At 52.0% G+C, this 25,850-nt stretch carries 20 protein-coding genes; 10 read left to right on the top strand and 10 right to left on the bottom strand.

The features are described from left to right. Positions 1-28 precede the first annotated feature (28 nt). Positions 29-1,147 carry a cell division protein ZapE gene (gene zapE / locus AC27K1_RS16635; protein ID WP_487151927.1) on the bottom strand — a complete coding sequence of 373 codons (1,119 nt, stop codon included), beginning with the start codon at positions 1,145-1,147 and terminating at the stop codon, positions 29-31. 212 nt (positions 1,148-1,359) lie between these two features. On the opposite strand from zapE, the gene AC27K1_RS16630 reads away from it, so the two are divergent. From AC27K1_RS16630 to AC27K1_RS16620, 3 genes are all read left to right on the top strand, one after another. Then, positions 1,360-1,833 carry a Z-ring associated ZapG family protein gene (locus AC27K1_RS16630; RefSeq protein ID WP_487151926.1) on the top strand — a complete coding sequence of 158 codons (474 nt, stop codon included), beginning with the start codon at positions 1,360-1,362 and terminating at the stop codon, positions 1,831-1,833. Between the two features lie 182 nt (positions 1,834-2,015). Continuing rightward, entirely contained in the window at positions 2,016-2,642 is a 627-nt protein-coding gene (locus tag AC27K1_RS16625; protein ID WP_487151925.1) for a transglutaminase-like cysteine peptidase, read from the top strand. Between the two features lie 36 nt (positions 2,643-2,678). Further along, the gene (locus AC27K1_RS16620) at positions 2,679-3,161 is read left to right on the top strand and encodes an acyl-CoA thioesterase (protein WP_487151924.1); all 483 of its coding nucleotides are present in this window, start codon (positions 2,679-2,681) and stop codon (positions 3,159-3,161) included. Positions 3,162-3,238: 77 nt separating this feature from the next. Here the strand turns inward: AC27K1_RS16620 and trxB are convergent, their stop codons facing one another. Further along, a complete protein-coding gene (gene trxB, locus AC27K1_RS16615; protein WP_487151923.1) occupies positions 3,239-4,201 on the bottom strand; it encodes a thioredoxin-disulfide reductase in 963 nt (320 codons plus the stop codon). A gap of 117 nt (positions 4,202-4,318) precedes the next feature. On the opposite strand from trxB, the gene cysZ reads away from it, so the two are divergent. The 3 genes from cysZ to pta all read left to right on the top strand — a co-directional run bounded on the left by cysZ (position 4,319) and on the right by pta (position 9,099). Beyond that, a complete protein-coding gene (cysZ, locus tag AC27K1_RS16610; protein ID WP_487151922.1) occupies positions 4,319-5,059 on the top strand; it encodes a sulfate transporter CysZ in 741 nt (246 codons plus the stop codon). Positions 5,060-5,437: 378 nt separating this feature from the next. Next, entirely contained in the window at positions 5,438-6,451 is a 1,014-nt protein-coding gene (locus AC27K1_RS16605; protein WP_487151921.1) for a hypothetical protein, read from the top strand. A 554-nt stretch (positions 6,452-7,005) separates the two neighbouring features. After that, positions 7,006-9,099, top strand: a complete 2,094-nt coding sequence (gene pta / locus AC27K1_RS16600; RefSeq protein WP_487151920.1) for a phosphate acetyltransferase — start codon at positions 7,006-7,008, stop codon at positions 9,097-9,099. On the opposite strand, the gene AC27K1_RS16595 is transcribed toward pta, so the two are convergent. Both AC27K1_RS16595 and AC27K1_RS16590 read right to left on the bottom strand, forming a co-directional pair. Next, on the bottom strand, positions 9,096-9,461 hold the full coding sequence (locus AC27K1_RS16595; protein ID WP_487151919.1) for a nitrous oxide-stimulated promoter family protein: 366 nt from the start codon (positions 9,459-9,461) through the stop codon (positions 9,096-9,098). The two genes, pta and AC27K1_RS16595, sit on opposite strands and share 4 nt — an antisense overlap. Beyond that, positions 9,445-10,557, bottom strand: a complete 1,113-nt coding sequence (locus tag AC27K1_RS16590; protein ID WP_487151918.1) for a CNNM domain-containing protein — start codon at positions 10,555-10,557, stop codon at positions 9,445-9,447. The genes AC27K1_RS16595 and AC27K1_RS16590 overlap by 17 nt, the downstream gene beginning before the upstream one ends. 193 nt (positions 10,558-10,750) lie before the next feature. Between AC27K1_RS16590 and AC27K1_RS16585 the strand changes: the two genes are divergently transcribed. Continuing rightward, positions 10,751-11,680 (top strand): acyltransferase, encoded by a 930-nt coding sequence (locus AC27K1_RS16585; RefSeq protein ID WP_487151917.1) that lies wholly within the window; start codon positions 10,751-10,753, stop codon positions 11,678-11,680. Between the two features lie 41 nt (positions 11,681-11,721). On the opposite strand, the gene AC27K1_RS16580 is transcribed toward AC27K1_RS16585, so the two are convergent. Together AC27K1_RS16580 and AC27K1_RS16575 are read right to left on the bottom strand one after the other, a co-directional pair. After that, entirely contained in the window at positions 11,722-12,399 is a 678-nt protein-coding gene (locus tag AC27K1_RS16580) for a YiaD family glycine zipper/OmpA-like lipoprotein (RefSeq protein ID WP_487151916.1), read from the bottom strand. 6 nt (positions 12,400-12,405) lie between these two features. Continuing rightward, complete coding sequence (locus AC27K1_RS16575; RefSeq protein ID WP_487151915.1) at positions 12,406-13,047, bottom strand: MBL fold metallo-hydrolase; 642 nt, start codon at positions 13,045-13,047, stop codon at positions 12,406-12,408. 408 nt (positions 13,048-13,455) lie between these two features. Between AC27K1_RS16575 and AC27K1_RS16570 the strand changes: the two genes are divergently transcribed. Beyond that, complete coding sequence (locus tag AC27K1_RS16570) at positions 13,456-18,357, top strand: ricin-type beta-trefoil lectin domain protein (protein ID WP_487151914.1); 4,902 nt, start codon at positions 13,456-13,458, stop codon at positions 18,355-18,357. A 64-nt stretch (positions 18,358-18,421) separates the two neighbouring features. Here the strand turns inward: AC27K1_RS16570 and AC27K1_RS16565 are convergent, their stop codons facing one another. Beyond that, positions 18,422-20,044, bottom strand: coding sequence for an NAD+ synthase (locus AC27K1_RS16565; protein ID WP_487151913.1), 1,623 nt, complete (start codon positions 20,042-20,044; stop codon positions 18,422-18,424). Between the two features lie 118 nt (positions 20,045-20,162). On the opposite strand from AC27K1_RS16565, the gene AC27K1_RS16560 reads away from it, so the two are divergent. Next, positions 20,163-21,818: a sensor histidine kinase gene (locus AC27K1_RS16560; protein WP_487151912.1), complete on the top strand. Its 1,656-nt coding sequence runs from the start codon at positions 20,163-20,165 to the stop codon at positions 21,816-21,818. A gap of 2 nt (positions 21,819-21,820) precedes the next feature. Then, positions 21,821-23,191, top strand: a complete 1,371-nt coding sequence (locus tag AC27K1_RS16555) for a sigma-54-dependent transcriptional regulator (RefSeq protein WP_487151911.1) — start codon at positions 21,821-21,823, stop codon at positions 23,189-23,191. 27 nt (positions 23,192-23,218) lie between these two features. On the opposite strand, the gene AC27K1_RS16550 is transcribed toward AC27K1_RS16555, so the two are convergent. From AC27K1_RS16550 to AC27K1_RS16540, 3 genes are all read right to left on the bottom strand, one after another. Further along, positions 23,219-24,937: an EAL domain-containing protein gene (locus tag AC27K1_RS16550; protein ID WP_487151910.1), complete on the bottom strand. Its 1,719-nt coding sequence runs from the start codon at positions 24,935-24,937 to the stop codon at positions 23,219-23,221. Positions 24,938-25,026: 89 nt separating this feature from the next. Next, positions 25,027-25,482 (bottom strand): type IV pilin protein, encoded by a 456-nt coding sequence (locus AC27K1_RS16545; RefSeq protein WP_487151909.1) that lies wholly within the window; start codon positions 25,480-25,482, stop codon positions 25,027-25,029. 57 nt (positions 25,483-25,539) lie between these two features. Beyond that, complete coding sequence (locus AC27K1_RS16540) at positions 25,540-25,848, bottom strand: hypothetical protein (protein ID WP_487151908.1); 309 nt, start codon at positions 25,846-25,848, stop codon at positions 25,540-25,542. Between the last annotated feature and the right edge of the window lie 2 nt (positions 25,849-25,850).

The raw sequence follows: 25,850 nt of genomic DNA, 5'->3' as shown, positions 1-25,850 counted from the left end.
GAGTGATGGTTATTCATTCTGCCAGGGGTCAGGGGTTATGGGGCCTGGCCAGGTATTCTCGTGATTGCATTTCCTGCAACCGGCTCAACGTCCGTTTGAACTCAAACTCCAGTCGTCCGTCACGGTACAGGGATTCCAGCGCCGTTTCGCCCGACATAATCAGGTTCACCCCCCGATCATAGAATTCATCCACCAGGTTGATAAAGCGCCGCGCCTGATCATCCATGCTGCCATTGAGCTGAGGCACCTGTTCAATGAGCACCGTGTGAAACTCTCGAGCCAGCTCAATATAGTCATTCTGGCTCCGCGGACCATCACAGAGGGCAACAAAAGTGAACCAGCCAATATCATCACAGACCCGGATAGTCCGGATCGGACGCCCTTCGATCTCCAGCACCCGCCCTTCCTGGATATGGGCACTATCCGCCACCAGCTTGCAGAAGCTGTCATGCAGACTGTCCCTCGCTATTTCATCCAGTGGATGATGGTAGATCTGCGCCTGCTCCAGCACCCGCAACCGATAATCCACACCGCTGTCGACATTGACGACATCAGTATACCGGTTCAGCAAATCAATCGCCGGAAGAAAACGGGCACGCTGAAGGCCGTCTTTATATAGCTCATCCGGAACAATATTGCTGGTTGCCACCAGGGTGACACCGTTTTTGAACAATTGTTCCAGCAAGCCGCCAAGGATCATGGCATCGGTAATATCAGAAACGAAAAACTCATCAAAACAGATAATTCTGGCTTCAGCCGCCAACCGCTGCCCCACAATCACCAAGGGGTTCTTTTCACCCTCCAGGGATTTCAGCTCATCATGGACCCGCCGCATGAACCGGTGGAAATGGGTTCGCATCTTGTCAGGAAATGGCAGACTATCGAAGAACGTATCCACCAGATACGTCTTGCCCCGGCCGACACCACCCCAGAAATACAGTCCCTGCAAAGGTTCTGGTTGACGCCGTTGTAACTTGGAAACGAGGCGTTTCAGACCCGATGACTGACGCGCATCCGCGGCCAGCAGGTCATCATAAAGCCGCTGCAGGTGATGGACCGCGTTTTCCTGGGCCTCATCATGGACAAAGCCCTCCCGCTGGAGATCCAGACGATAACGCTCAATGGGTGTCCGCTCACTGGGTGTCATGGTAATCCCTGCGCTGATGTTTTTTGTGACTGCTGCACGGCCTGCGACAGGCTTCCAGGCCCTTGCCCCGCAGGCGCGACACTTTACCGGCCTGTATCAATAGTGGCAACAATTTGCCACAGATGGTAACCGCACCGCTCTATACAGCCGGGATAAAAGATTATAAGTTAGAGTCTCAGCCGGGAACTACTGACGAATCTAAGAGGCTTATTTTGGAAACAGCGAACTTGTTGTGGATGACGGGTGGACTGGCCTTCTTTACCGGCCTGGTGATGGGAATGGTCATCAATCACCTCCTGGGTGGTTCCCGCACCGGGAACAGCCAGCTGCGCAAGCAACTGGACAAGGCCGAGGCCGAACTCAATGAATACAAGGAAAAAGTCGCGGATCATTTCAGCACCACCGCGCACCTGGTCAACCGCATGACGGAAAGCTATCGCGATGTACACGAGCATATGGCCGCCAGCGCCAATGAACTGTGCACCGATGAGCTGACCCGCCAGCGCCTGAACGACGCCCTGCTGGGCAGCAACAGCCTGCTTTCAGGCAATAGCGACGAAAAAGCGTCACAGGGGATGGTTGAAGCCCCCAAGGATTACGCCCTCAAGAGCGATCCGGAAGAAGCCGGCACCCTGGCGGATAACTTTGGCCTGGATAGCACCAAGAAAGCCGTTAACAACGCCTGATTTCATCCTCTTTCGGGCAGGTCACTGTACCTGCCCGCTCTTAATATAACCTTTCACAGAATATGGCCCCCACTTTATCAGGATTAGCCATAAACACGCCCGCTTCCTTGCAACCAGCACACAGACCGCCGACACCTGCCTACTAGACTTGAGGGTATAGACCCGACAAATCGCTGTGATGTATGTCTGGCACACAAAGAACGTCCGGACAGGGAACGCAGGGCAACCTGCTGAACACCCGGTCTGAATCAACACAAAACAAAAAACCGGTAGAGCGAAAGCATGCCGATGAATTTTCCCGCTACATGGGAACAGATCAGGAACCGCCGGCAGAATCTTCTCCCTCGGCGATCAGCAAACCGGGACAGGGCAATCAGGCAGCAAAACCCGTCCCCGACCAGGTCTTTATGGTCAACAACCTGGTAAACAAGAATTTCCACTACGTGCGGGATTCCCGGCAGTTCCAGACCACCGACTACTGGCAGACACCGGAAGAAATGAAACAGAACATGGCGGGAGACTGCGAGGATTTCGCCCTGCTGAAATACCAGATCCTGCAGGAACGCGGTGTGAGCGAGGATCGACTGTCACTGGCCTACGGCAAGTTGAACGGCGAAGGCCACCTGATCACGCTCTACAAGGATAATGAAGGCCACGAGCACGTACTCGACAACGCCGCCAGCGATATCCAAACCGTGGAAGAACGGGATGACTTACGGGTACTGGTGCGATTCAAAATGGAAGACGTCGCCTATGGCAAAGACGGCTGGTTGAAAATATTGGAAAAAATCCGCTCTCGCGCCGACTGATCAACGGATTCATGAACCAGGGACAGGAATACCACCATGAGCAACCAACGCACACTCAACTTACGCTTTCTGGCAGAACCTGCAGACGTTAACTTCGGCGGCAAGGTCCACGGCGGCGCCGTGATGAAATGGATTGACCTCGCCGGTTACGCCTGCGCCGCAGGCTGGAGTGGACGCTACTGCGTCACCGCGTATGTCGGCGGCATCCGGTTTGTTTCCCCGATCCATGTCGGCAACCTGGTTGAGGTGGAAGCCCGGGTCATCTACACCGGTCGCAGCTCCATGCACATCGATATCAATGTACTGGCCTGTGACCCTAAGTCCGGTGATCGTCGCCAGACCACCCACTGCATTCTCATCATGGTAGCTGTCGACGAATCAGGTCACCCGGTGAGTATCCCCGAGTGGGTGCCGGAAACCGAAGAAGACATCCGGCTCAAGGATACTGCCATCAAACTGATGGATATGCGCAAGCAGATCAGTGATGAAATGGCCATACTCTTCGGTGACAGGGTATAAACACCCGGACGCTGCCAGCGACCGGGTGCACTGGCAGCCAATCCCGTTACACCTCACGCCACAACAGGCAAAGCGATTTACCGGCCTTCCTGTTCGTTATCAAGAAAACGCTCAGCATCCAGTGCCGCCATGCAACCGGTACCGGCAGACGTAATTGCCTGACGGTAGATATGATCCATGACATCACCCGCCGCAAATACACCGGGGATGGAGGTTTGCGTCGCATTACCTTCGGTACCACTGTGCACCTTGATATAACCGTCTTTCATATCCAGCTGGTCGGCAAAAATCTCTGTATTCGGGCTATGGCCGATGGCGATAAAGACACCCATTACATCGATGTCGGAGGTTTCACCGGTCTTGACGTTTTTCACCCGCACACCGGTCACACCGGCATCATCCCCGAGCACTTCTTCCAGCACGGAATCCAGCACCAGACGGATGTTGCCATTCTGAACCTTGTCGTAGAGTTTATCCTGCAGGATTTTTTCTGAACGGAACTGGTCGCGACGGTGAATCACGGTCACCGTTTCCGCGATATTGGACAGATACAGCGCCTCTTCCACCGCGGTATTGCCGCCGCCGACAACCGCGACATGCTGCTTGCGGTAGAAAAACCCGTCACAGGTCGCACAGGCGGATACACCGCGGCCCTTGAAGGCTTCTTCACTGTCCAGCCCCAGGTAACGGGCGCTGGCGCCGGTCGCGATGACCAGGGCGTCACAGGTATAGACACCACTGTCACCTTCCAGCCGGAAAGGGCGCGTTTGCAGGTCAGCCGTATGGATATGGTCGAAAATGATCTCGGTATCAAACCGCTCGGCATGGGCTTTCATCCGCTCCATCAGTGCGGGACCCTGCAGGCCTTCCACGTCACCGGGCCAGTTATCCACTTCCGTGGTGGTGGTCAGCTGCCCACCCATTTGCATGCCGGTGATCATCACCGGGCTCAGGTTTGCCCGGGCGGCATAAACCGCGGCGGTATAACCGGCCGGGCCAGAACCCAGGATCAGCAGGCGGGCATGTTTCACTTCACTCATCAATCGCTCCGAATTCCGTTACCATTGTGCGGCGAAAAACTGTGGCAGACATCATAACGGTCTGCGAATATCTGAACCAGTGTATCCTTTCAATTGTGCTGACAGACAGGTAACCCAATGCCCAACCCCCTGCCCTCGCCAGTCGGTGGACTCGATTACTTCCTCCGGGGCCTCAAGCGCCTGAAGGAACCGGCGGTTTTGCCCTTTATTGCCATTCCATTGGCCATCAACATCCTGGTGTTTGGCCTGCTGATCTGGTGGGCAGGTCAACAGTTTTCCGTGTGGGTTGACCAGGCCGTAGCCTGGCTGCCGGACTGGTTGTCGTTTCTGCACATTCTGTTATGGCCATTGTTTGCTCTCACAATCGCCCTGGTGGTGTTTTTCACCTTTACCCTGGTGGCCAATTTTATCGCCGCGCCCTTCAATGGTTTCCTGGCGGAAAAGATTCAGCGTGAACGCACCCCCCACCTGCTGCCGGAGGACAATGGCTGGAAAGACCTCGTCGCCATCGTTCCCCGCAGTCTCGCCCGGGAAGGCCAGAAACTCGTTTATTACCTGCCCCGGGCGCTGGGATTGCTGATACTGACGTTCATTCCAGTGATCAACCTGGCCGCTCCCTTTCTCTGGGCGCTGTTTTCCGCCTGGATGATGGCGGTTCAATATGTGGATTATCCAGCGGATAACCAGCAGGTTCGTTTCAAGGATATGCTGACACAACTCAAAAGCCGTCAGCGTACACAATTGCTCGCTTTTGGTGGCATTGTGGCCTTATTTACGATTATTCCATTGATTAACCTGATTGTTATGCCTGCCGCGGTCATTGGCGCAACGCTTTTATGGATTGACAGACAACATTGATGCTTCATGCCTATTCAAACAGGGAAAATGAATTTTCCCTGTTTGAATAGACTGTGATCCTAATAAACAGATCAATATACTCCCGCATTAACCCATATTGATTAACATAAATAGCTACCTTGACCGCCGCCCTCACAAATGTCTTAGCCAGAAAACCATCTGACAGGTGATATGTGCACGTTTTATATAATAAAAACATATAAAAAATATTAATTTACAACTGACCTGCATCAATCACTGCCCCCCGACAATAAAACAGTCAAATACGAAAACTATCTTTTGAACAAAATCACAAAATATTGATCAATAGATACGAGTAATAATTTAAAAGAAATTATTAACACAGGATTTTTAATATATACAAAGGATTAATTAACTATGGATTCTTTAGCAAACAAGACAACTGGAGCGAATCAATTCAGACCAGAAAACCAAGAAAGTAAAACCTCAGCATCTCAGCCCAACCAAGAACAAAAAACTCCATATCTTCAGGGGCATTCGGGCATTCAATCAGCCAAACAAGCAAACACTGGAATGACCTCAAGAAAAACGACAACCTATCCATCTCCGACTCAAAAAAAACATCAAACCAGACAATCAGACTCAATGGAAACGAGGATCAAACTTGCTATTTTCAAAAAAGACATTGAGATTGAGCATCTAAACATACAATATAAAAAACTATTAGAAAAATATAATGAACTAACAGTGGAAAACGATGAAGCCTATAAAGCTTGCAACAAAAATGCGGATAAAGGCAAAAAATACAAAGCCAAATACGAAAAACTGAAAGAAGATTATAAAAAACTGCAAGAAGAAAACAAAAACCTGAAAAAAGAAAAATCTAAAATGACAAGCACTACAGACAAACTTACGGACTCTCAACCATCAACTTTGGACAAAGCTGCTGGTGACCAACATCTCTGCCAGGGGAATCAAGAAACCAGTGGAAATGGTGCAACCAAAGAAATGCACCTTCAGCCCTCTGCGCTACCAGCTAACACCATAACAACGCAATGCCAAATCGAAGCCGACTCTGACAGCGGCAGTGAAGATAATTTTGTAAGCATTATAAGGTCTCCAAGACCAGAAAACGAAAAACTTGATGCTGCGCCAATTCAGTCGTTGACGACAATGCAGCGGTCTTTAAAAAACCACATGGCAAAGTATCAGGAGAAACAAAACCAACCAGACCTCCATCCTCAAATCTACGCCCAACACTCAAACCTGGCGTCAAACTGTGAATCATATGAAACTTGGGGGACTCAATGGGATGGCCCTCCTGCTAGCTACATGCCACCATCTGTTAGCACGTGGCGTGGTGATGAAGGCAGCAGCCAAGGCGACGAACACGATAATTCACCTCGTTCCGAAGACACTTCGAAAGAATGAGATGAATACCATTCTTTCGTCGCAAGTGATGCAGGCAAACCTGTTCACAGGTAGTCCTTACCTGCTGGCTGTTGCCTGTGATGGCTGACAAGGATATGCATCCCCACACGGGGTGCAGGAGCGAGGTGCTCTACAGTCGGTAGATTTCCCCGAAAACCGCACCTTCTGATACACCCTCGTTCTGGTTGCCGTGTCATGAAGTGTGCTGTTCAAACAGAGCAGAATCAGGGGGGATGCAATCATGGGATCCATAGTCTGGTTGGGTGCAGCCAATATCAGCTTCACTGATATGAAACTGTCTGGATTGTGCCACCGCATTAGTGTTTTTGAGGCGGTGATTGAATGAAGTCGTCTTGAACCCGCCTGTTTTGCCAGTGAGAGGATGCTTTCTCTTCGGATCATCAATATGCACCCCTTAAGTTATAAGGGAGCTGAGTTTTTTATCCAGGCAGCAATACCAGAAATCAGAAAACGTTCTTATGAGGTAGTGAATCTCGGATACACTAAATCCCAACCTGAAGACCAAAAACAACGGAACCGGCAGGAGAGCCAGCATGCATGTCTTTTACATCGCCCCAACCAGCTATGGCGTTGGCCTGACCTCCATCACATTGGGACTGGTACATGCGCTCGATAAGCTGGGGCTGAGGGTTGGCTTTCTCAAGCCGGTGGCACAACAGCATCGCTCAGATACGGGTCCGGAACGCTCCACCCAACAGGTTCGGGCAGCCACTTCACTCACACCACCTGATCCGGTCCCACTGTCCAGGGTCGAAAACCTCCTCGGTGACAACAAACGCGATGAGCTACTCGAAAGGGTGGTCAACCAACTGGCCCAGGCGGCAAAAGATGCCGACGTTGTAGTGGTTGAAGGCCTGGTACCCAGTCGCACCATGCCCTACGCCGGACGACTGAATGTCGATATTGCCCGAAGCCTGAATGCCGACATCATCATCGTCCACGCGCCGGACAATGAAACACTCCATGACACCGCAGACAAACTACAGATTACTGCTGACACGTTCGGCGGAACCGGTAATCCGAATGTCATTGGTTATATCCTGAACAAGGTTCAACCCGACTACCTTGCCTGTGTGACTGACCAAAACGGCGAGTATCAGACATTGCCATCCTTTCGGCGCAAAGCGTTTAAAGCGATTGGTCATATTCCCTGGAACAACACCCTGTCAGCACCAAGAACCCGGGATGTTGCCACACTGCTGCAAGCCGAGGTTCTGAATGAAGGTGATATTGACAACCGTCGTGTAGCACACCGTGTGCTCTGCGCCCGCACAGCAGCACACATCGTACGGCATCTGCGTCCTGACGCGTTGATTATTGCCCCGGGCGATCGCGATGACATCATCATGGCCACCTGTCTGGCCGCACTGAACGGGGTCCCTTTAGCTGGCCTGTTACTGACGAACGGGCTGCCTCCACAGGAGCAGATCGCTACACTCTGTCGTCGGGCTATCCAGGAAACCGGCCTGCCAATTCTGATCACCGACAGCAATTCCTACACGACAGCAACCCGCCTTGACCGGATGAATACCGAGGTTCCCCTGGACGATCAGGAACGACTCCGGAAAGTCATGGATGATGTCGCGGAACACCTTAATATTGGCTGGCTCCAGGATCGTTGTGGCGAGCCGGTCGAACCCCGCCTGTCACCGCCTGCCTTTCGCCATCAGCTGGTCGAAAATGCCCGTAAGGCCAATAAACGGATCGTATTACCCGAGGGGGATGAGCCGAGAACGATCCAGGCTGCCATTCTGTGCCAACAACGTGGTATTGCGCGTTGTGTGCTGCTTGCCCGAACGGAAAGCGTGCAACAGGTGGCCAGCGACCTGGGCATTACCCTGCCAGATGATCTGGAAATTCTTGATCCCGACACACTCAGGCCACAGTATGTCGAACCAATGGTCGAGCTGCGCCGTAGCAAGGGGTTGACCGAACCCATGGCAGAAGCTCAGCTGGAAGACAACGTGGTACTGGGCACCATGATGCTGGCAATGGATGATGTGGATGGGTTGGTATCCGGTGCTGTCCATACAACCGCCAACACCATTCGACCCGCCTTTCAGTTAATCAAGGCGCGCCCAGATACCAGCATAGTGTCGTCAATATTTTTTATGCTTTTGCCGGACCAAGTGCTGGTCTATGGTGACTGTGCAGTCAACCCCGATCCTGACGCCAGCGCCCTGGCTGACATTGCGATCCAGAGTGCAGACTCCGCAGCCCGCTTTGGCATTTCACCCCGTGTGGCCATGATCAGTTACAGTACAGGTTCATCGGGCCATGGCACAGATGTAGAAAAGGTCCGTGAAGCAACACGACTGGCGCGGGAAAAACGACCAGATCTTTTGATTGATGGTCCGCTCCAGTATGACGCCGCCGCCATCGCTTCCGTTGCCGGCAGCAAAGCGCCCGACAGCCCGGTCGCCGGTAAAGCGACTGTGTTTGTCTTCCCTGATCTGAACACCGGTAACACGACGTATAAAGCCGTACAACGCAGCGCCAATGTCATCAGTGTTGGCCCGATGCTGCAGGGATTGCGTAAACCTGTGAATGACCTTTCACGTGGCGCACTGGTTGACGATATTGTCTACACCATCGCCCTGACAGCCATACAGGCCGCCAGCAACTAACGCTGCGATTTGCGTTTCGACGGTAACGGTGGAACAGCCCTGCGTTCATGCAACAGGTGACGCAGGGTCATGAACGGATGTTTGAACAGCATGCGCGGCCCGGCATAACGCATAATGGTTTTGGCCTTGTCGCGCATGGCTGGCTTGTAGCAATGGATGGGGCAACGGGAACAAGTGGGTTTGGCGGGGCCATAAGGGCATTTGTGTAAACGGAATGCCGCAAAATCCAGAAATTCACGGCATTCCGAACAGAGGTCATCACCACTCTCATGGCGATCGCGGCACCAGAGCCTGACCATCGCGGTCATGGTCTGGTGCTCACGTTCAAGCACACCGGTCAGAGGTTCAGGAAGCTGCCGCATCCGCCTTGTTAACCGGGGTCATATTGGCCGGTTCCAGTTTTCCGGAAGCACCGAACATCTGCAGACTGTGCTTCTTTAGCCAGCGCATACGGCGGCGGCGGGCAACACTCTGCATATCCACATCACGGTCACATTCGTCGACGATTTCCATGCCCAGCAGCGTTTCGATCAAATCTTCGAGCGTCGCCACGCCCTGCATGTCGCCGTATTCATCCACGACCAGCGCGATATGGGAACGCTCGACCACAAGCCGGGAAAACAGACTATCCACACGCTCACGATCCAGCACGCGGATGATCGGACGACGAAGGCTACCTAATGTCGCGGTACCACCGGACTGATGATGCGCCGCCAGCACTTCGGCACGCAGCACAAAGCCAGTGATATCATCCGGTTCACCTTCATACACAGGGATACGGGAGAAACCCTTATCACTGTACTTTTCGAGGTACTCCGCTGTGGTCACGGATTCAGCCAGAGAGAAAACCACGGTTCGCGGCGTCATGATGGTATTGAGTCGTCCATCACGGAAACGCAGCAAACTCTGGAGAATCTGGTTTTCTTCTGAAGCCAGCTCACCCTGACGACGACCCAGTTCAGCCAGTGCAGAAATCTCCGCCCGGAGTTCACTGTCATTACCATGACCGTGGGTCATGCGAGACGTCAGCAACTCAAGACACCAGATCACCGGCGACAGGATACGCACCATCCAATTCAGACAGATCGCAGTCATCGGTGCCAGTTGTCGCCACCAGGTAGCGCCAATGGTTTTAGGAATGATCTCGGAAAGTACGAGGATCAGCACCGTCATCACTGCAGACACAAGGCCAAGATACTGGTTGCCAAATACGACAGCCGCCTGCGCACCAACACCTGCGGCACCGGCGGTGTGCGCCACGGTATTCAGGGTCAGGATTGCGGCAAGGGGTCGGTCAATGTTGTCCTTCAGCGCTTTGATACGCTTGGCGGAACGATCACCTTTCTGCTCAATACCAGCCAGCCAGGACGGCGTGATGCTAAGAAGTACGGCTTCGAATACTGAGCACAGAAATGAAACAAGAATGGCTACCAGTGCAAACACTACCAGCAGTAACAAGAGGGCATCCTCATACTATTAAACATGCTCGCATCGTACCTGAGTCCGGACAAAAAAAATGCAAAGAATCTGTAAATGTCAGAAAAAAATTCCGGTTTGGTGAGTCGTGCTGACAATGCACGTTTGCCAAGCGACGGGAGATACGTAGAATTGCCAACAGTGAATAATCAGATCGGACAATAGACCCATAGCAATGCTGTCATTTCTGCCTCCTTTTCTGCGTGGTTGCCTCTCAGCCCTGCTGCTGGGATTGAATACCCTGTTACTGTGTTTGCCGCTGATACTTTTCAGTGTGAGCCGGTTTCTGATTCCCGTGAAAGCGTGGCACCGACTCAGCACGCAGATCTGCATTGCCATTGCGGAGTTCTGGATCAGTATCAACAGTGGCTGGATGAAACTGACCCGCCCTATGGACTGGCAGGTCAATGGACTTGAAGGTCTTAAGAAAGACGGCTGGTACCTGGTGACCTGCAACCATCAGTCATGGGCTGATATCTTTATTGTCCAGCACCTGCTGAATCGCCGTATCCCCATGCTAAAGTTTTTCCTCAAACAGGAACTGATCTGGGTTCCCATTATCGGTCAGTGTTGGTGGGCGTTGGATTTCCCTTTCATGAAGCGCTATTCCAAGGCTTACCTGGATAAACATCCCGAGAAACGGGGTGAAGACCTCAAGGCAACCCGCAAGGCTTGCGAGAAATTCCGGGAAGTACCGGTTTCCGTCTTTAACTTTATGGAAGGCACCCGCTACACCGAAGCCAAGCATAAACAACAGCAGTCGCCATTCCGTCATCTGCTCAAACCCCGCGCAGGCGGCACCGCCTTTGTATTAGGGGCTATGGGCAGCCAACTGAATACCATGGTGAATATCACCATTTCCTATAACGGGCCAACACCCACTTTCTGGGGTTTTCTCTGCGGAAAAGGCGATAACGTCAGCATTGCCATTGAACTGTTGCCAATTCCGGCTCAATACCTTGGCAAGGATTACAGTAACGACACGAAATTCCGTGAACAGTTTCAGCATTGGGTTAACGAGCTGTGGACGGACAAAGACAGCCTACTGAAATCCATGAGCAGCGAATCATCGCCAAAACAAGCCACCTACGCAGAAGCTAGCTGATAAAAAAGGGACAGCATTCACTGTCCCTTTTTCTTTACATCTTATTGATTAGCCGGCGGCTTGAGTGCAATCGTAACCCGACGATTTTCAGCGCGTCCTTCCGGTGTTTTATTGGAAGCGATCGGCTGACTGGATCCTACACCATAGGCTGTAATGCGAGTGGGAGAGATGCCCTGTCCGATCAGGTAATCTGCCACACTGTTCGCCCGGTTCTGCGACAGTGGCAGATTGATGCGCTTTTCATCACCGGTTGAGTCGGTATGACCAACCACAACAATGGTATTGTTGTCGTACTCTTTCATCACTCTCGCTACAGAGCCCAGCACCGGGTAGAAATCCGCACGGATATTGGCTGAGCTGGAAGCAAAGGTAATATTACCGGGCATAATCAGATTCAGCTGATTACCGACACGCTGAACCTGAACCCCTGTACCCTGCAGTTCAGCACGTAGTTTGTTTTCCTGCTGATCCACATAGTAACCGTATCCACCACCAGCAACGGCACCCAGTGCAGCACCGGCCAACGCACCATCTTTACCATCAGCCAGCCCGCCAACAACGGCACCAGCCAGCGCACCCAGACCACTGTACTTGGCTGATTTCTGGGTTTGCTGCTCACCCGTATACGGGTTAGTGGTTTGGCAACCCGCCAGTACAGCGCCGACCAAAGCGACAGCTGTCAGTTTCTTCAATGCAAACCGTGATTTGGCAACCATCATCGTTCTTTAACCTCTGATAACCATATTCTCGCGGATCTCTTCACCAATGGTCGTATCGGGACCATGCCCGGCAACCACCACGGCTTCTTCATCCAGTGTATAAAGTCGCTGACGAATGGAGCGTTCAATTGTTGGGTAATCACCGCCCCAGAGGTCAGTTCTGCCGATCGCACGACGAAACAGGGTGTCGCCGGCAATCAAAAGCTTGTGATCAGCAAACCAGAAACTCATGGAACCCGGGCTGTGGCCCGGCGTGTGCATGGCAACGCCACGACAACAGGCCAGTTCTTCATCATCATGCAGCCAGAAGTCAGGACCTGGCACGGGACGATACGGCACACCAAACATCCGACACTGGGTTTCCAGGTTATCCCACAGGAATTTATCTTCTTTGTGCAGATGAATGGGCGCGCCGGTCTTTTCTTTCAGTTCACCACTGGCCAGGAAATGATCCAGGTGAGCATGAGTATGGATCAGGGCGATAATCTGCAGGTTATGCGCCTTGACCTTTTCAAGAATTAACTCCGCATCACCACCGGGATCCACCACAATCCCTTTTCCCGTCACCGGGTCACCTATAATCGTGCAGTTACATTGCAGGGGGCCGACTGGAAACGTTTCCCTTATCATTCCTGGCGTTTGATTCATGCGTGTTCCGCTTTGCTCTTCGTTAAACGGGCAGATTTTATCAGCCGAATTGCCCAGGATGGAACATCCGGGCTCTGGGTCATATCCCCGAATCACCCGTTTCAACATTATCAACTCAGCCTTGGCCAGACTTTCCGGAACAACCCACCCCCCTGACATTCTCCAGTCGACTTGCCTGTTACAGGTAGTACCAGTTACCCCGCAGGCAATGAAGCGCAATATGAATACTTGGGGGGGGAACTGTGGAGCGAATATTCCCATGACAGGGGCGTACACTACCCTCATTTTGACCAGGGAATTGATAGCAACACACTCAAGGCCCAAAAATAGAACCATAGTGTCAATAAAGGGAAGTATTGATACCATTGCCTCGCTAATAACAACAATAACAACAAACTGGAGTCCATCATGCGCAGGCATGTTCTGTTCATCTGGCTGGTCAGCGCCTTGCTGCCTGGTCTGGCCTGGGGTAGTGGCCCTGGCCTCGGCAATCTCTCGTACAATGCATCCGAGCTATTTAAACCCGTTTCATGGATTAACCGGGACAACGGTATTCCATCCACCTACCCGTTTCGAAAAGCCTTCGGCACTAACGTTGGCATCATGCACAACGGGTATTTTCTGACATTGTTTGCTCCGGACAGCGGCTGGGGTCCCGGTGGCTTCCTGTTATACGACGTCTCAGATCCCCGTAACATCAAACTGGTTAAGCGCATTTATGAGCCCAACGGACGTACCAGTGAATTCCGTGAAGCCCATGCAATCGGCGCGACCAACCTGAATGGACGTCGGTATATCACTATCCAGACCACAAAAGGCATCGAGTTCTGGGACTTCACCGATATCAACAATATTCAGCAGGTTTCAAAACTGTCACTGCCCGGAGTGAATGCTGGTGACTATACCAGTGTCGCCTGGCAGCTCTGGTGGCAGGCGCCCTATGTGTATGTCGCGGTGGCTAACCAGGGTATCTACATTGTGGATGCGACCGATCCGGCCAACCCGCGCATCGCGAACCGTGGCGGAAATCGCCCCAATCCGGTACCGCCGGCAGAACTGGGCGGTTTCAGAGTCGGCCCTATCTTCACCATGGGTAACCAGCTGGTGATCAGCTCCATGGATCAGCAGGATGGCTTTGCCAGCCTCGATATCAGCGATCCACTTAACCCCTTGTTGCTGGACAAAACCCCCGACCTGCCACAAACCTACTACGCCACCTGTTTTGATGGTAAGAAAGTGGTTGCTTCCGTACGGGGCAGTGGCGCACGCATGGTGACGTATAACCTGGATGACCCGGCGCGCTTTGTACTAGAGAACAATTCGCTGGTCATTAATGAACAACTTTACTGCAGCATGCAGGATGATTACGTCTTCCAGGGAACCGAAGAGAGTGTCCACAAGGTCGATATCAGCAACACCGGCGCTTACCGTGATGTGGGTAGCGGTAGTCTGAACGTCAGTAATGCAGATCATGGCCAGGTTTTCCCTTTTGGCAACCTGGTGTTTATCGGTAACGACCATGGCACTGGTAATGCCTTTATGGTCCATGATCTGGATCCTGATACTACACCACCGGTTATTCGCCAGGTGTCGCCAAGGCCCCAGGCAGAGAATCAGGCAATTACCTCCCGGATTGGCATTGGCTTCTCCGACAGTATTGATCTGGAAACCGTTAACAGCGACACCTTTATTGTCCAAACACTGGACGGGACACCTGTCAACGGACGCTACAGTGCGCAACTCGGGATTGTTAACTTTGCGCCGGAGCAGGTATTAGCACCCAATACAACGTATGAAGTCATTATTCCCGCCGGTGGTATACGCGACTATGCCGGCAATGCTGTTGATCAAGCTTTTCGGTCTACGTTTACCACGGGGCAGGAGAATGATCGCGGACTGGTCTATCACTGGACGTTCGATGGCCACCTGAATGATGTCTGGAGTGGAAATACCGGTTCCCTCTCAGGCACCGTGAATTATGAAGACGGCGGTATTCGTTTATCTGGTCAGCAATCCATTCGCACCGATGTTGCACTGTCCAACGTGTTAGGCGGGACTGGCACCGTTAGCCTCTATCTGAAAACCAGCCAGAACGGTAATAACAATCCCTGGCAGGCACCCGGTCTGATGGGACGCGATCAGAATGGCGGCACGGGTGATGTTTTCTGGGGCTGGATTGACGGCAATGGTCGTTTGCGGCTGTCTGCCGGCAATGATGCCGGTGTTGCTACATCCTCCGCCATCAACGACGGACAATGGCACCATGTCGTCATGACCCGGGATGCCGGTAATGGCTCCGTCAAGATTTATGTTGATGGCGAGCTGAGTGGTCAAGGATCAGCACGCAGCGGTATTTTCGGTGGCGGCTATAGCTTCGATACCATTGGTCAGATCAGCGGCAACTCCGCCAAATTGGCTGGCAGCCTGGATGACCTCAAGGTGTATAACCGGGTGTTAAGCGCCGGGGAAGTGCGCACACTAGCTGAGCGTATGGTGGTAAGCCTCGATAAACCCATCGCCAGCAATGCTGTCGAAACAGGTGATGCAACGGTTATCACGGCCACAGGTCGCGGCAGTAATCTCCAATATCGTTGGGACCTGGGCGACGGAACCATTATTGATTCCGGCAACAACGCCTCGGTATCCCATACCTGGATGACACCCGGCCATTATCAGGTCATCCTGACCGTAACAGATGGCAACAGCAGTTATTCCACGTCCTTCGTCAAGACCGTGACTCGTCCTCTGACGCCGGTCCAGCCAGTCAACAGCGGTCCCATAACGCGGGATGGCAACAAGGTCTATAACATCAACCCCGACAATGGCACAGTAACCGCCATTGATGCCTTTTCCTATGGCAAAGCCTGGGAAGTACGTGTGGGCGAGCATCCGAGAAGTATCGCTGCCTTGCCCGATGGACGACTGTGGGTCACCGTTGAAGGCGAAGACCGACTGGTTGCACTGGACAGCAGCGGTCGCCTTGTAGAAAACCTCTACCTCCCTTATGGCAGCAGGCCTTATGCCATTGTCGGTAGCCCGGATGGCAGCAGTCTCTATGTCACGCTGCAGGGAACCAATGAGCTGGTCCGGTTCGATACGGCCAGCGGAACCATCACGGGACGCGTGGCAGTCAACCAGGATCCGCGAGCGATTGCCATTGCTGGCAATGGGGAGCAGGTCTATGTCACCCGTTTCCGTTCAGCCATGACCAACGGTGAAGTAACAGAAGTTTCCGCTGCCTCAATGAGCGTCATCCGACGCATTCCTCTGGCGGTGGACACCACAACTGTCGATGCTGAAGACCGTAGCCGTGGAATCCCCAATTATCTCCACAGTGTCGCCATGTCACCGGATGGTTACCGCCTCTGGGTACCGTCCAAGAAAGACAACATTGTTCGTGGCACCTACCGGGATGGTCAGGCCCTGACCCAGGACAGTAGTGTTCGTACGATTGTGACACGGATTGATCCAGTAACGGGTAAAGAGCTGTTTGAGGAGCAGATTGATTTCAACGACCGTGACTCGGCACGGGCCGTGGCCTTTACGGCAATGGGTGACTATGCCTTTGTTGCCCTGCAGGGTTCCAACAGCGTTGAAATCATTGATGCATACAACAGCGCCAGCCGGGGAGCCATCGACAACAGCGGACTGGCACCTCAGGGTGTCGTTGTAGGTCCGGATAACAAAACCTTGTTCGTCTATAACTTCACATCGCGAACTGTCTCGGTATATGACATTACCGATGTGATCGAATCAACGGGTTTTGCTCCGGTGAAACTGGCTGAGGTCAAAACAGTTGGCAGTGAAAAGCTGACGGCGCAGGTGCTTCAGGGCAAACAGATTTTCTATAACGCCCGTGATCAGCGCATGAGTCGTGACGGCTACATCAGCTGCGCCAGTTGCCACGATGATGGCGGTGAGGATGGTATTGTCTGGGACTTCACTGACCGTGGTGAAGGCCTGAGAAACACCATTTCCCTTCGGGGCCGCATGGGTGATGCCCACGGCAATGTCCACTGGACTGCAAACTTTGATGAAATCCAGGATTTCGAAAACGATATCCGCAATGCCTTTGGCGGCAGTGGTTTCCTGAGTGATGCGGAATTCGCCGCAACGGCTAACCCTCTTGGCACACCTAAGGCAGGTCGTAATGCCGAACTGGATGCCCTGGCAGCCTATGTTGCCTCCCGGGAAGATTACCCACGCAGCGGTCTGCGCAAAGACAGCGGTGGACTGACCGACGATGCGCGACTTGGCAAACTGGTGTTTGATACGCTGAACTGTGCATCCTGCCACAGTGGTTCAATCTTCACCGATGGCCAGCGTCACGATGTGGGCACCATTCAGCCCTCTTCCGGACAGGGTATCGGCCAGCCGCTGGCAGGTGTTGGTTTTGAAACCCCAACCTTGCTGGGCGTCCACAATACCGCGCCTTATTTCCATAACGGTCAGGCGGAAACACTGCTTGACGTTTTCCGCAGCGGTCATGGTAATACTGCCGGCCTGACAGATCCGGATCTGCAATTACTGGTCAACTACGTTGGTTCACTGGATGGCAATGACAAACAGTACATGCGCATCCACAACGGCGATGGTCACTGCCTGGTTGCCCGGGGCGCCAATGAAGGTGCCAACATCGAGCACTGGTACTGTGGCAGTTATGACGATCAGTTCTGGTATCAGGACGCCCAGGGGCGACTGCACACAAAACTGAACGAAGACTACTGCGCAACCGGTCAGCCCTGGAATAGAGGCTGGTTCTACCTGACCCGGTGCAGTGACAGCAGTTACCAGAAATGGGAATTCAATGGCAGCCAGCTGCGGTTAAAAGAACATCCCCAGTATGTAGCGGATGATTACAAAGGTGGTGTCTGGCAAGTCGGTATGTGGCAAGCCAGCGGCAGCGCCAACCAGCGCTGGTATGTCAATAACACGGACTTTGTCCAGCTACGCAATGGTGCCTATGGTTGCCTGACCGCCACCGGCAATGCCTCCAATAGTAATGTTGTTGTCAGCGCTTGCCGTAACCTGACGTCACAAAAGTGGTGGGATGATGGCAGCGGTCGCTTCCACCTGCAAAGTAATCCCAATGTCTGCCTGGATTACAAGGGTGAGACCTGGAATGGTGGCGGTGTTGTGGTCTGGGAGTGTAATGACCATGAGAACCAGCGCTTCAACAAGGTCGACAATACCCTCAGAACCCGCAAGAACACCGGTTATGCCGTCACGGCGTCACAAGCCAGCGATGGGGGTAACGTGGTGGTCTGGAATGCCAATGGCGATGCCAGCCAGAATTGGACACGGGAGTAATCTGATATAAAAAAACGGCAGCGATAAACAATCGCTGCCGTTTTTTTATTGCTGTGAAAGCTGTTTAGATACCCGGTTTCCAGCCAGATGTGATCGGATAACGCCGATCCCGACCAAACCCCCGAGGTGTTATACGCACACCAACCGGCGCCTGACGTCGTTTGTACTCGTTGATATCAACAAGTCTCAGAACGCGATAAACCGTGCCCCGTTCAAATCCCTGGTCGATGATATATTCCGCACTGCGATCCTGCTCAATATAAAGTTCCAGAATGCGATCCAGATCATCGTAAGGTGGAAGACTGTCTTCATCGACCTGATCCGGCGCCAGTTCGGCCGAAGGAGGACGATCAATAACTCGCTGAGGAATAGCCGGTGAAAGACTGTTACGGTAACGGGACAAACGATACACCAGCGTTTTAGGCACATCCTTCAGGACATCAAACCCACCGGCCATATCGCCATACAGTGTTGCATACCCCACTGCCATTTCGCTCTTGTTGCCGGTGGTCAGAACGAGGTAACCCTTCTTATTGGAAATCGCCATCAGCAACACACCGCGACAGCGGGATTGCAGGTTTTCCTCGGTGGTATCCCTGGCGGTTCCCTCGAACTCTTCTTTCAGGGTTTCCATAAAGCCATTGAACATGGGTTCAATGGGCAAAACCTTGTAATTAACGCCCAGTGTCTTGGCCTCGGCCTCCGCATCCTCCAGGCTCATCTGCGAGGTGTATCGGAAAGGCATCATGACCGCCTCTACACGATCACTGCCCAGGGCATCAACCGCAACAGCGAGCACCAGCGCCGAGTCAATTCCCCCTGAAAGCCCCAGCACAACGCCCTTAAAACCATTCTTGTTCACATAGTCCCTGACGCCCAAAACCAGGCTGTCGTACACCCTTGCATCCAGAATTTTACTGTCGTTTGACTCACCCGGAAGAAACTGACCACTGGCACTATCAAACTCAGCCAGCGACAGGGATTCTTCATGGCTGACCGCCATCACCGCCAGAGAAGCATCCGGATTCATGACAAATGAACCACCATCAAAGACCAGCTCATCCTGACCGCCCACCTGGTTAACATAAACCACCGGCAACCCTGTCTCCCGCACACGCTGGCTCACAACGTCCAGACGGTAGTCATGTTTATAGAGATGGAAAGGCGAAGCATTCAGGTTCAGGATAAACCGGGCGCCGGCAGCCGCCACATCAGCAGCAGGATCCGGGAACCAGATATCTTCACAAACCGTCAGACCGATTTTGACGCCCTGGCACTCAAACACCCCGTAACCCGTACCCGGCACAAAATACCGTTTTTCATCAAACACCTGGTAATTCGGCAAATGGCGCTTGGCATGGCGGCAGATGATCTTGCCATCACGTATGACAACTGCCTGATTCTCCAGACCGTTGTCACCCAGCGCCGGCAGTCCCAGGACCATATCGATACCGCTGACCACCGCCAACTGCTCAAGCGCCTTATCAATCCGCAGCGCCAGGCTTTCCCGTAACAACAGATCTTCCGGCGGATATCCGCACAACGTCAGTTCCGGGAAAACGATGATATCGGCCTGGTGCTCACTGCGGGCCTTTTGTGCGCATTCGATAACCTTGCGGGTGTTGCCATCAATATCACCCACCAGCAAGTTGAGTTGTGCTGAAACGACACGCAGCGTCGGTGCCATGTAAAACCTCTGACTAACGGACTAGAAAGGCAGGGTATTTTCCGTGAAACTTTCCTGCATCACAACGACATGTGTACAATCAACCCTAATAACAGAATAGAAGTTTTCGGGGGCATCGTTGCAGCATAGCGAGCCAACCGGCCAGGTACTGCGGGAGAAAGTCACCTGGTCGACGCTATTCCACCAGTCTGAAACCCCTCTCTTTGATTGGGGAAGCCGATACCGTCTGCTCAGGCTTTACAATCTCTATCGCTGCCTGCTGGGCCTCATACTGCTGGGCCTGTCGTTAACCCCTGTTTCAGAATGGCTGTTCAGTTACGTGCCGCCCCGGGAAGTCGGGTGGTACCTGAACGCTTACCTGACAGTCAATTTCATTCTCTGGGTTGTACTGACCTTTCGTAACAAACCCGGGATAACCTACACCTTTTGTGTTATCGCCCTGGACATCATGATGCTCAGCGTCCTGATGCACATGGTTGGTTTTGAAGATAACGGACTGGCGAACCTCTATTTTGTCCCGATCGTCATTGGTAACATTTTGCTCAAGGGACGGCTGGGCATATTACTCTCGGCGATGGCCACACTGTTCCTGCTCAGTATTGATATTCACCATGCTTTACTGGGCAGGGTGTCACAACATGTCGATGCCGGCCTGAGTGGTTTGCTCTTTTTTGCCACCGCGCTGTTTGTCCAAAGTGTAAGGGTTCGCCTGCAATCCTCCGCACTGGCAGAACGCCTGAGCAGTACGCACGCTTTCAACCTTGAACGACTGAGCGCCAGCATCATGCAACGGATGCGCACCGGTATCTTGGTACTGCAGGAGCCGGGCACAATTGTCATGATGAACGAGTCAGCCCGGTACCTACTGTCCACCGATGAAACGAAAGGGAACCTTGAAAGCCTTTCACCAACGCTCATGTCGAGCTATCTGCAATGGCTGGACAACCCTCATCTGCGCCCCACCAGCTTCTGCGCCGCACCCGATGCCCCCGAGATATTACCCAATTTCAGTCGGCAGGAATTCGAACAGTCCAGTTACGTCCTGATCTTTCTGGACGATAAAGCTGTGCTTTCACAACAGGCCCAGCAACTGAAGCTGGCTTCTTTAGGTCAACTGACGGCCAGTATTGCCCATGAAATCCGCAATCCGTTGGGAGCTATCAGCCACTCAGCCCAACTACTCTCCGAATCTGAGAACATCAGGGATACCGACCTGCGCCTGCTGAGCATCATTCACAAGCACTGCACGCGGGTCAATGACATTATCAAAAACATCCTGCAACTCTCACGGAAACAGGATATTCACCCTGAAGCTGTCAACCTGAATACCTGGTTAAGAGAGTTTATTGATACAGAACATTTTCAGGGTATTGAGTCCCCTGATATTCATCTGGATGTGCCGTCTACCCCGGTTACCGTCAATGTTGACCTTTCCCAGTTACAGCAGGTACTGCACAACCTTTGTCAAAATGGCTTGCGTTACAGTCAGCAACACTCAGGCAAACCCTGTTTAATTTTGCGCTCTGGTGTGAGCGCCTCTGAGCATCCCTGGCTGGAAGTGGAAGATTTCGGGGCCGGCATTCCCGATAACGCCTCCGACACCGTCTTCGAACCCTTCTACACCACTGACAAGAAAGGGACAGGACTCGGCCTTTATATTTGCAGGGAACTGTGTGAAATCAATCAGGCCAGTTTGAGGCTGTTGCCATACCAGGAAGAGCGGGGCAGTGTTTTCCATATCTCGTTCGCTCACCCGAAAAAACTAATAAGCTGACGATGATGACCCATACCAATGTATTGATCGTTGATGATGAGCCGGATATCCGGGAGTTACTGGAAATCACCCTGGGACGGATGAAACTGACAACCAATGCCGTCGCCACGCTCAGCGAAGCCAATGAGCGCTTAAACCAGTGCCATTATGATCTGTGCCTGACAGATATGAACCTGCCGGATGGCAATGGTATTGACCTGGTTGCCCACATCCAGCGCAAGACCCCACAGACACCAGTGGCTGTCATCACCGCTTATGGTTCGATGGATACGGCGATTCAGGCATTAAAAGCCGGCGCGTTTGACTTTGTATCCAAACCCGTTGACCTCTCGAGACTGAGAGAACTGGTCAGCAATGCCATGAAAGTGAACACCTCACCTGATAACAGTGAAGGCAACAAGGTTGAACTGCTGGGCGAATCGGAAGCCATGCGCCAGCTCAAGAAAAAAATTCGCAAGCTGGCCAGGAGTCAGGCGCCTGTTTACATCAGTGGAGAATCGGGCACCGGTAAAGAGGTTGTCGCCCGCATGATCCATGAACAGGGGCCCCGCAACAATCATGCGTTTGTACCGGTAAACTGCGGCGCTATTCCCGCAGAACTGATGGAGAGCGAGTTTTTCGGTCACAAGAAAGGCAGTTTTACCGGGGCTGTGAGTGATAAGCCCGGCCTGTTTCAGGCCGCCGACGGGGGCACGCTTTTTCTTGATGAAGTCGCAGACCTGCCACTCCATATGCAAGTCAAGCTACTCCGGGCCATTCAGGAAAAAAGCATTCGTCCGGTCGGCAGTCAACAGGAAGTTCCTGTCGATGTCAGAATCCTGAGCGCCACCCACAAAGACCTTGGATTTGAGGTACAGGATGGGCGCTTCAGGCAGGATTTGTTCTACCGCATTAATGTCATTGAACTACTGGTGCCGCCATTAAGAGATCGCGGCAGCGATATCATTCTGCTCGCTCGACATTTCCTTCACCGACAAAGCCTGGTGTGTGATTTACCGGATGTCACCCTGTCAGAAGAAGCGCAAAGCCACCTTGAGACTTACGCGTTTCCCGGCAATGTGCGTGAACTGGAAAATATCCTTGAGCGCGCCTTCACACTCTGTGAAGACGAGGTGATCACATTGCAGGATTTACAACTGCAGACCTCCGCCCTGCCCCCGGGGGCGCAACCCAACCTCAATCAGACCGGTGAAGTAGACAACCTGGAAAGTTATCTTGAAGACCTTGAAAAACAGGTTATCGTACAAACGCTGGAGAGCACTCGCTGGAACAGAACCGCAGCAGCGAAGAAACTAGGGATTACCTTCCGGGCACTACGCTATCGACTCAAGAAGCTGGACCTGGATGGCCCTGAAAGTGATGTAACTGATTGAATACCGCGAATCAGCAGGGTTGGCAGCTCATTCGCCCATGGAGAAATCATAATCCATGTCCGGCTTGGGCTGCTGAACAAAGAAGCCCTGAACATAGTCGATTTGTGTACGCCAGAATGCACTGAGCGCGTTGGGGTTTTCTACCGGAACGGCAATGGTTTTTCGATTCAGCTTTGAAAGAGACTGTATCATTTCAGACATACTCTCTTCCTGCTGCTTGTCGTCTTCCAGATTATTGCTCAATGAAGCATCCAAACGGATGTAGTCGGTCGATAATTCTTCTGCGGTCTTTATGGGTTTCAGACTAAGACCAAAATCACAAATCGATGTCCTGAAACCGATTTTCTTCGCACCTTGCAGTAAACGCTGTATATCCTCCCGATATCGCATGGCATTTTTTTCTGAGAACTGAAATACCAGTGAGTCCGCACCAACGGGAATTTTCTGTAAGACCCCTAACACCCAGGGCAACAATTTTTTGTCCTGTAACGATACGGAGCTGAGATGAATAAATAAATGCGCCTTCTTACGTGTTTTCTTTTTATGCATGACCAGCTGTTTGATACTTTGTAATATCACCCACCGATCCATTTTGGCTGCCAGCGGCAATTGATCAATATCAGCCACAAATTGTCCAGCCAGAACCTCTTTATCATTGGGATCAACAATACGTAGAAGCACAGCATAATGCTCTTCCTTATCGCCAGTCAGGCTGATGACCGGCTGATAGAGCAGCTTGAACCGATTATTTTCCAGGGCATAGCGAACCAGTGCTGATGCATCCCCCTGGGAAGCCAGCTCAGCCAACTCTTCCTTAAAGTCAAAAAGATGCCAATGATTCAGCCCTTTACTGCCCGCCTTCGATAACGTTTTCTTGATTCTCGCCTGCAGCAAGTCGGCATCCGTCTCCTGATCGACAGGTAAGACGCTGATCGCAGTAGCAACCTGGACAACCTGCTCAGACACTTCAATAACCAGTTCATCCATTGCGTGGGACAAATTATCAGCAACTTGCTTCAACTTAGCCCGGTTCTGTGTACCCACCAGAATATGGAACAAAGACGGCAAGGGGTTTTCGAGCAAGACTTCTTTTCCCAATACACTTTTTAATTTATCGATCACATCATTGGCAATCTGATGGAGATTATTCTCACCCAGTGCCTGTTCAAGTTGTTCAAGATTTTCCAGACGGATAGTTAGCAGTGTGATTAGCTTGCCTTTAGCCGCATTGGCCAGTGCCTTTCTCAATATAACCGGGTGATCTGTATTATTTTTCTTTACCGGTTCGGGTTCTTCAGATGAAGAGCGTGAAGCCTCAGGCGACGTTGGGGCAGCTTGTTCTACCTCGGCAGGACTATTACTTTTATTTGCCTCTATGGCCGTTTCCGTCATTTTTTCAACGATAATTCGCAACAGGCCCTGCTGCTTATGCATTAATGGCAAAATAGCGAGCTGAACTGGAATTTCATTACCGTCACTGTCAACAACGGCGCACTCTTTATGCTCTTCAACCGCATGACTTGTCAGAGAATTATCCAGCACTGCTTTGAGATCCGCGCCCTTACACCGCAGACGGCTATCAATCGCCTGTCCATCAAGCGTCGCGTCTTTATCGCCGGCAAGTAACATCCGGGCTTCAGGATTAGCATAAGTAATGCAGCCTTCCTGAACCTGAACAATAGCCAGTGAAGACGAATCCAGAATCATGCGTTCATAGGATTCGAACTCTGAAGGTACTTCATTCATACGGCTCATACCTCATGAACCGACCCCCTGACAAACCTGTTTATTGCTGTACTCTATAAAGTCTAGTGCAGCTTGGGGACAGGGTTTTGCTACCAGCAATCAGCCGGATCGGTTCTTGTGCCTGATGACCCCCGAAACCCGACATTTGTCATAAAAATACAGGTACATTCACCATCTGCCTGTTGGGAAGTCGACAGTGGTGTTGCAATGATCGTATATTGACGCTGATTGGGTGACGAAGGTGATGTCGCAGCCGGACAATCTGCACCGTTGGCTAACTGATCATAAACAACCTTGATTGTGTAATGCTGCTCTGTCGATGTAGTCCCTGATATCAGGTTAGACACATTGTCAGTGTAACTATTGAACTGTGCCATCCAGCGCTCCTGAAGCACAGCCACATTCTGGATAGTGATATGAGCATCTGACCGATTAGAAATACGCACGTAACTGTTATAGGCAGGAAATGCTATTGCCGTCAAAATTCCGATAATCATCATGACGACCAGCAGCTCAATGAGTGTATAACCACTGTTTTTTTTCACGGGTTTCTCCATTGCCCATGCCTGTTACAAGAATATATGACGTTTCCGTTTTCTGACTTAGTGATTCAATAGTTGCCGTTTAAACTGTGAACTTCCAATAATCTTAACGAGTCCGATATTTCCGGACTTTGTGACAAAAAATTTGACCATAATCCCCTTTTTCAGCCACTGCAGCTCTAACTCACGCCCATCAACTTCAGCCTTGAAAGAATAGGGATCCATGGCGTATTGCTTGTTGCTGATCGTAATTTTTCCGGTTTTGAAATCCAGACTATCAATACGACCAGAACCTTGGTATCTCAAAGCGTCTGCCCATGATGCAAGAGAAATCATGGTCATCATGAGCGCCAGTATGAATGCTCGCATTA

This window comes from Kistimonas ophiarachnellae, assembly GCF_057552235.1.
Note: the sequence above shows the minus strand (reverse complement) of the source record. Positions and strands in the feature narration are given on the sequence as shown.

Bases quoted from the DNA above. Each gene is read 5' to 3' on its own strand.
- AC27K1_RS16585 (WP_487151917.1), top strand. From the start codon at position 10,751: ATGCTGTCATTTCTGCCTCCTTTTCTGCGTGGTTGCCTCTCAGCCCTG.
- zapE (WP_487151927.1), bottom strand. From the start codon at position 1,147: ATGACACCCAGTGAGCGGACACCCATTGAGCGTTATCGTCTGGATCTC.
- AC27K1_RS16595 (WP_487151919.1), bottom strand. From the start codon at position 9,461: ATGCGGCAGCTTCCTGAACCTCTGACCGGTGTGCTTGAACGTGAGCAC.
- AC27K1_RS16625 (WP_487151925.1), top strand. From the start codon at position 2,016: ATGTCTGGCACACAAAGAACGTCCGGACAGGGAACGCAGGGCAACCTG.
- pta (WP_487151920.1), top strand. From the start codon at position 7,006: ATGCATGTCTTTTACATCGCCCCAACCAGCTATGGCGTTGGCCTGACC.
- AC27K1_RS16575 (WP_487151915.1), bottom strand. From the start codon at position 13,047: ATGAATCAAACGCCAGGAATGATAAGGGAAACGTTTCCAGTCGGCCCC.
- trxB (WP_487151923.1), bottom strand. From the start codon at position 4,201: ATGAGTGAAGTGAAACATGCCCGCCTGCTGATCCTGGGTTCTGGCCCG.
- AC27K1_RS16570 (WP_487151914.1), top strand. From the start codon at position 13,456: ATGCGCAGGCATGTTCTGTTCATCTGGCTGGTCAGCGCCTTGCTGCCT.
- AC27K1_RS16580 (WP_487151916.1), bottom strand. From the start codon at position 12,399: ATGATGGTTGCCAAATCACGGTTTGCATTGAAGAAACTGACAGCTGTC.
- AC27K1_RS16605 (WP_487151921.1), top strand. From the start codon at position 5,438: ATGGATTCTTTAGCAAACAAGACAACTGGAGCGAATCAATTCAGACCA.
- AC27K1_RS16565 (WP_487151913.1), bottom strand. From the start codon at position 20,044: ATGGCACCGACGCTGCGTGTCGTTTCAGCACAACTCAACTTGCTGGTG.
- AC27K1_RS16550 (WP_487151910.1), bottom strand. From the start codon at position 24,937: ATGAATGAAGTACCTTCAGAGTTCGAATCCTATGAACGCATGATTCTG.
- cysZ (WP_487151922.1), top strand. From the start codon at position 4,319: ATGCCCAACCCCCTGCCCTCGCCAGTCGGTGGACTCGATTACTTCCTC.
- AC27K1_RS16620 (WP_487151924.1), top strand. From the start codon at position 2,679: ATGAGCAACCAACGCACACTCAACTTACGCTTTCTGGCAGAACCTGCA.
- AC27K1_RS16555 (WP_487151911.1), top strand. From the start codon at position 21,821: ATGATGACCCATACCAATGTATTGATCGTTGATGATGAGCCGGATATC.
- AC27K1_RS16540 (WP_487151908.1), bottom strand. From the start codon at position 25,848: ATGCGAGCATTCATACTGGCGCTCATGATGACCATGATTTCTCTTGCA.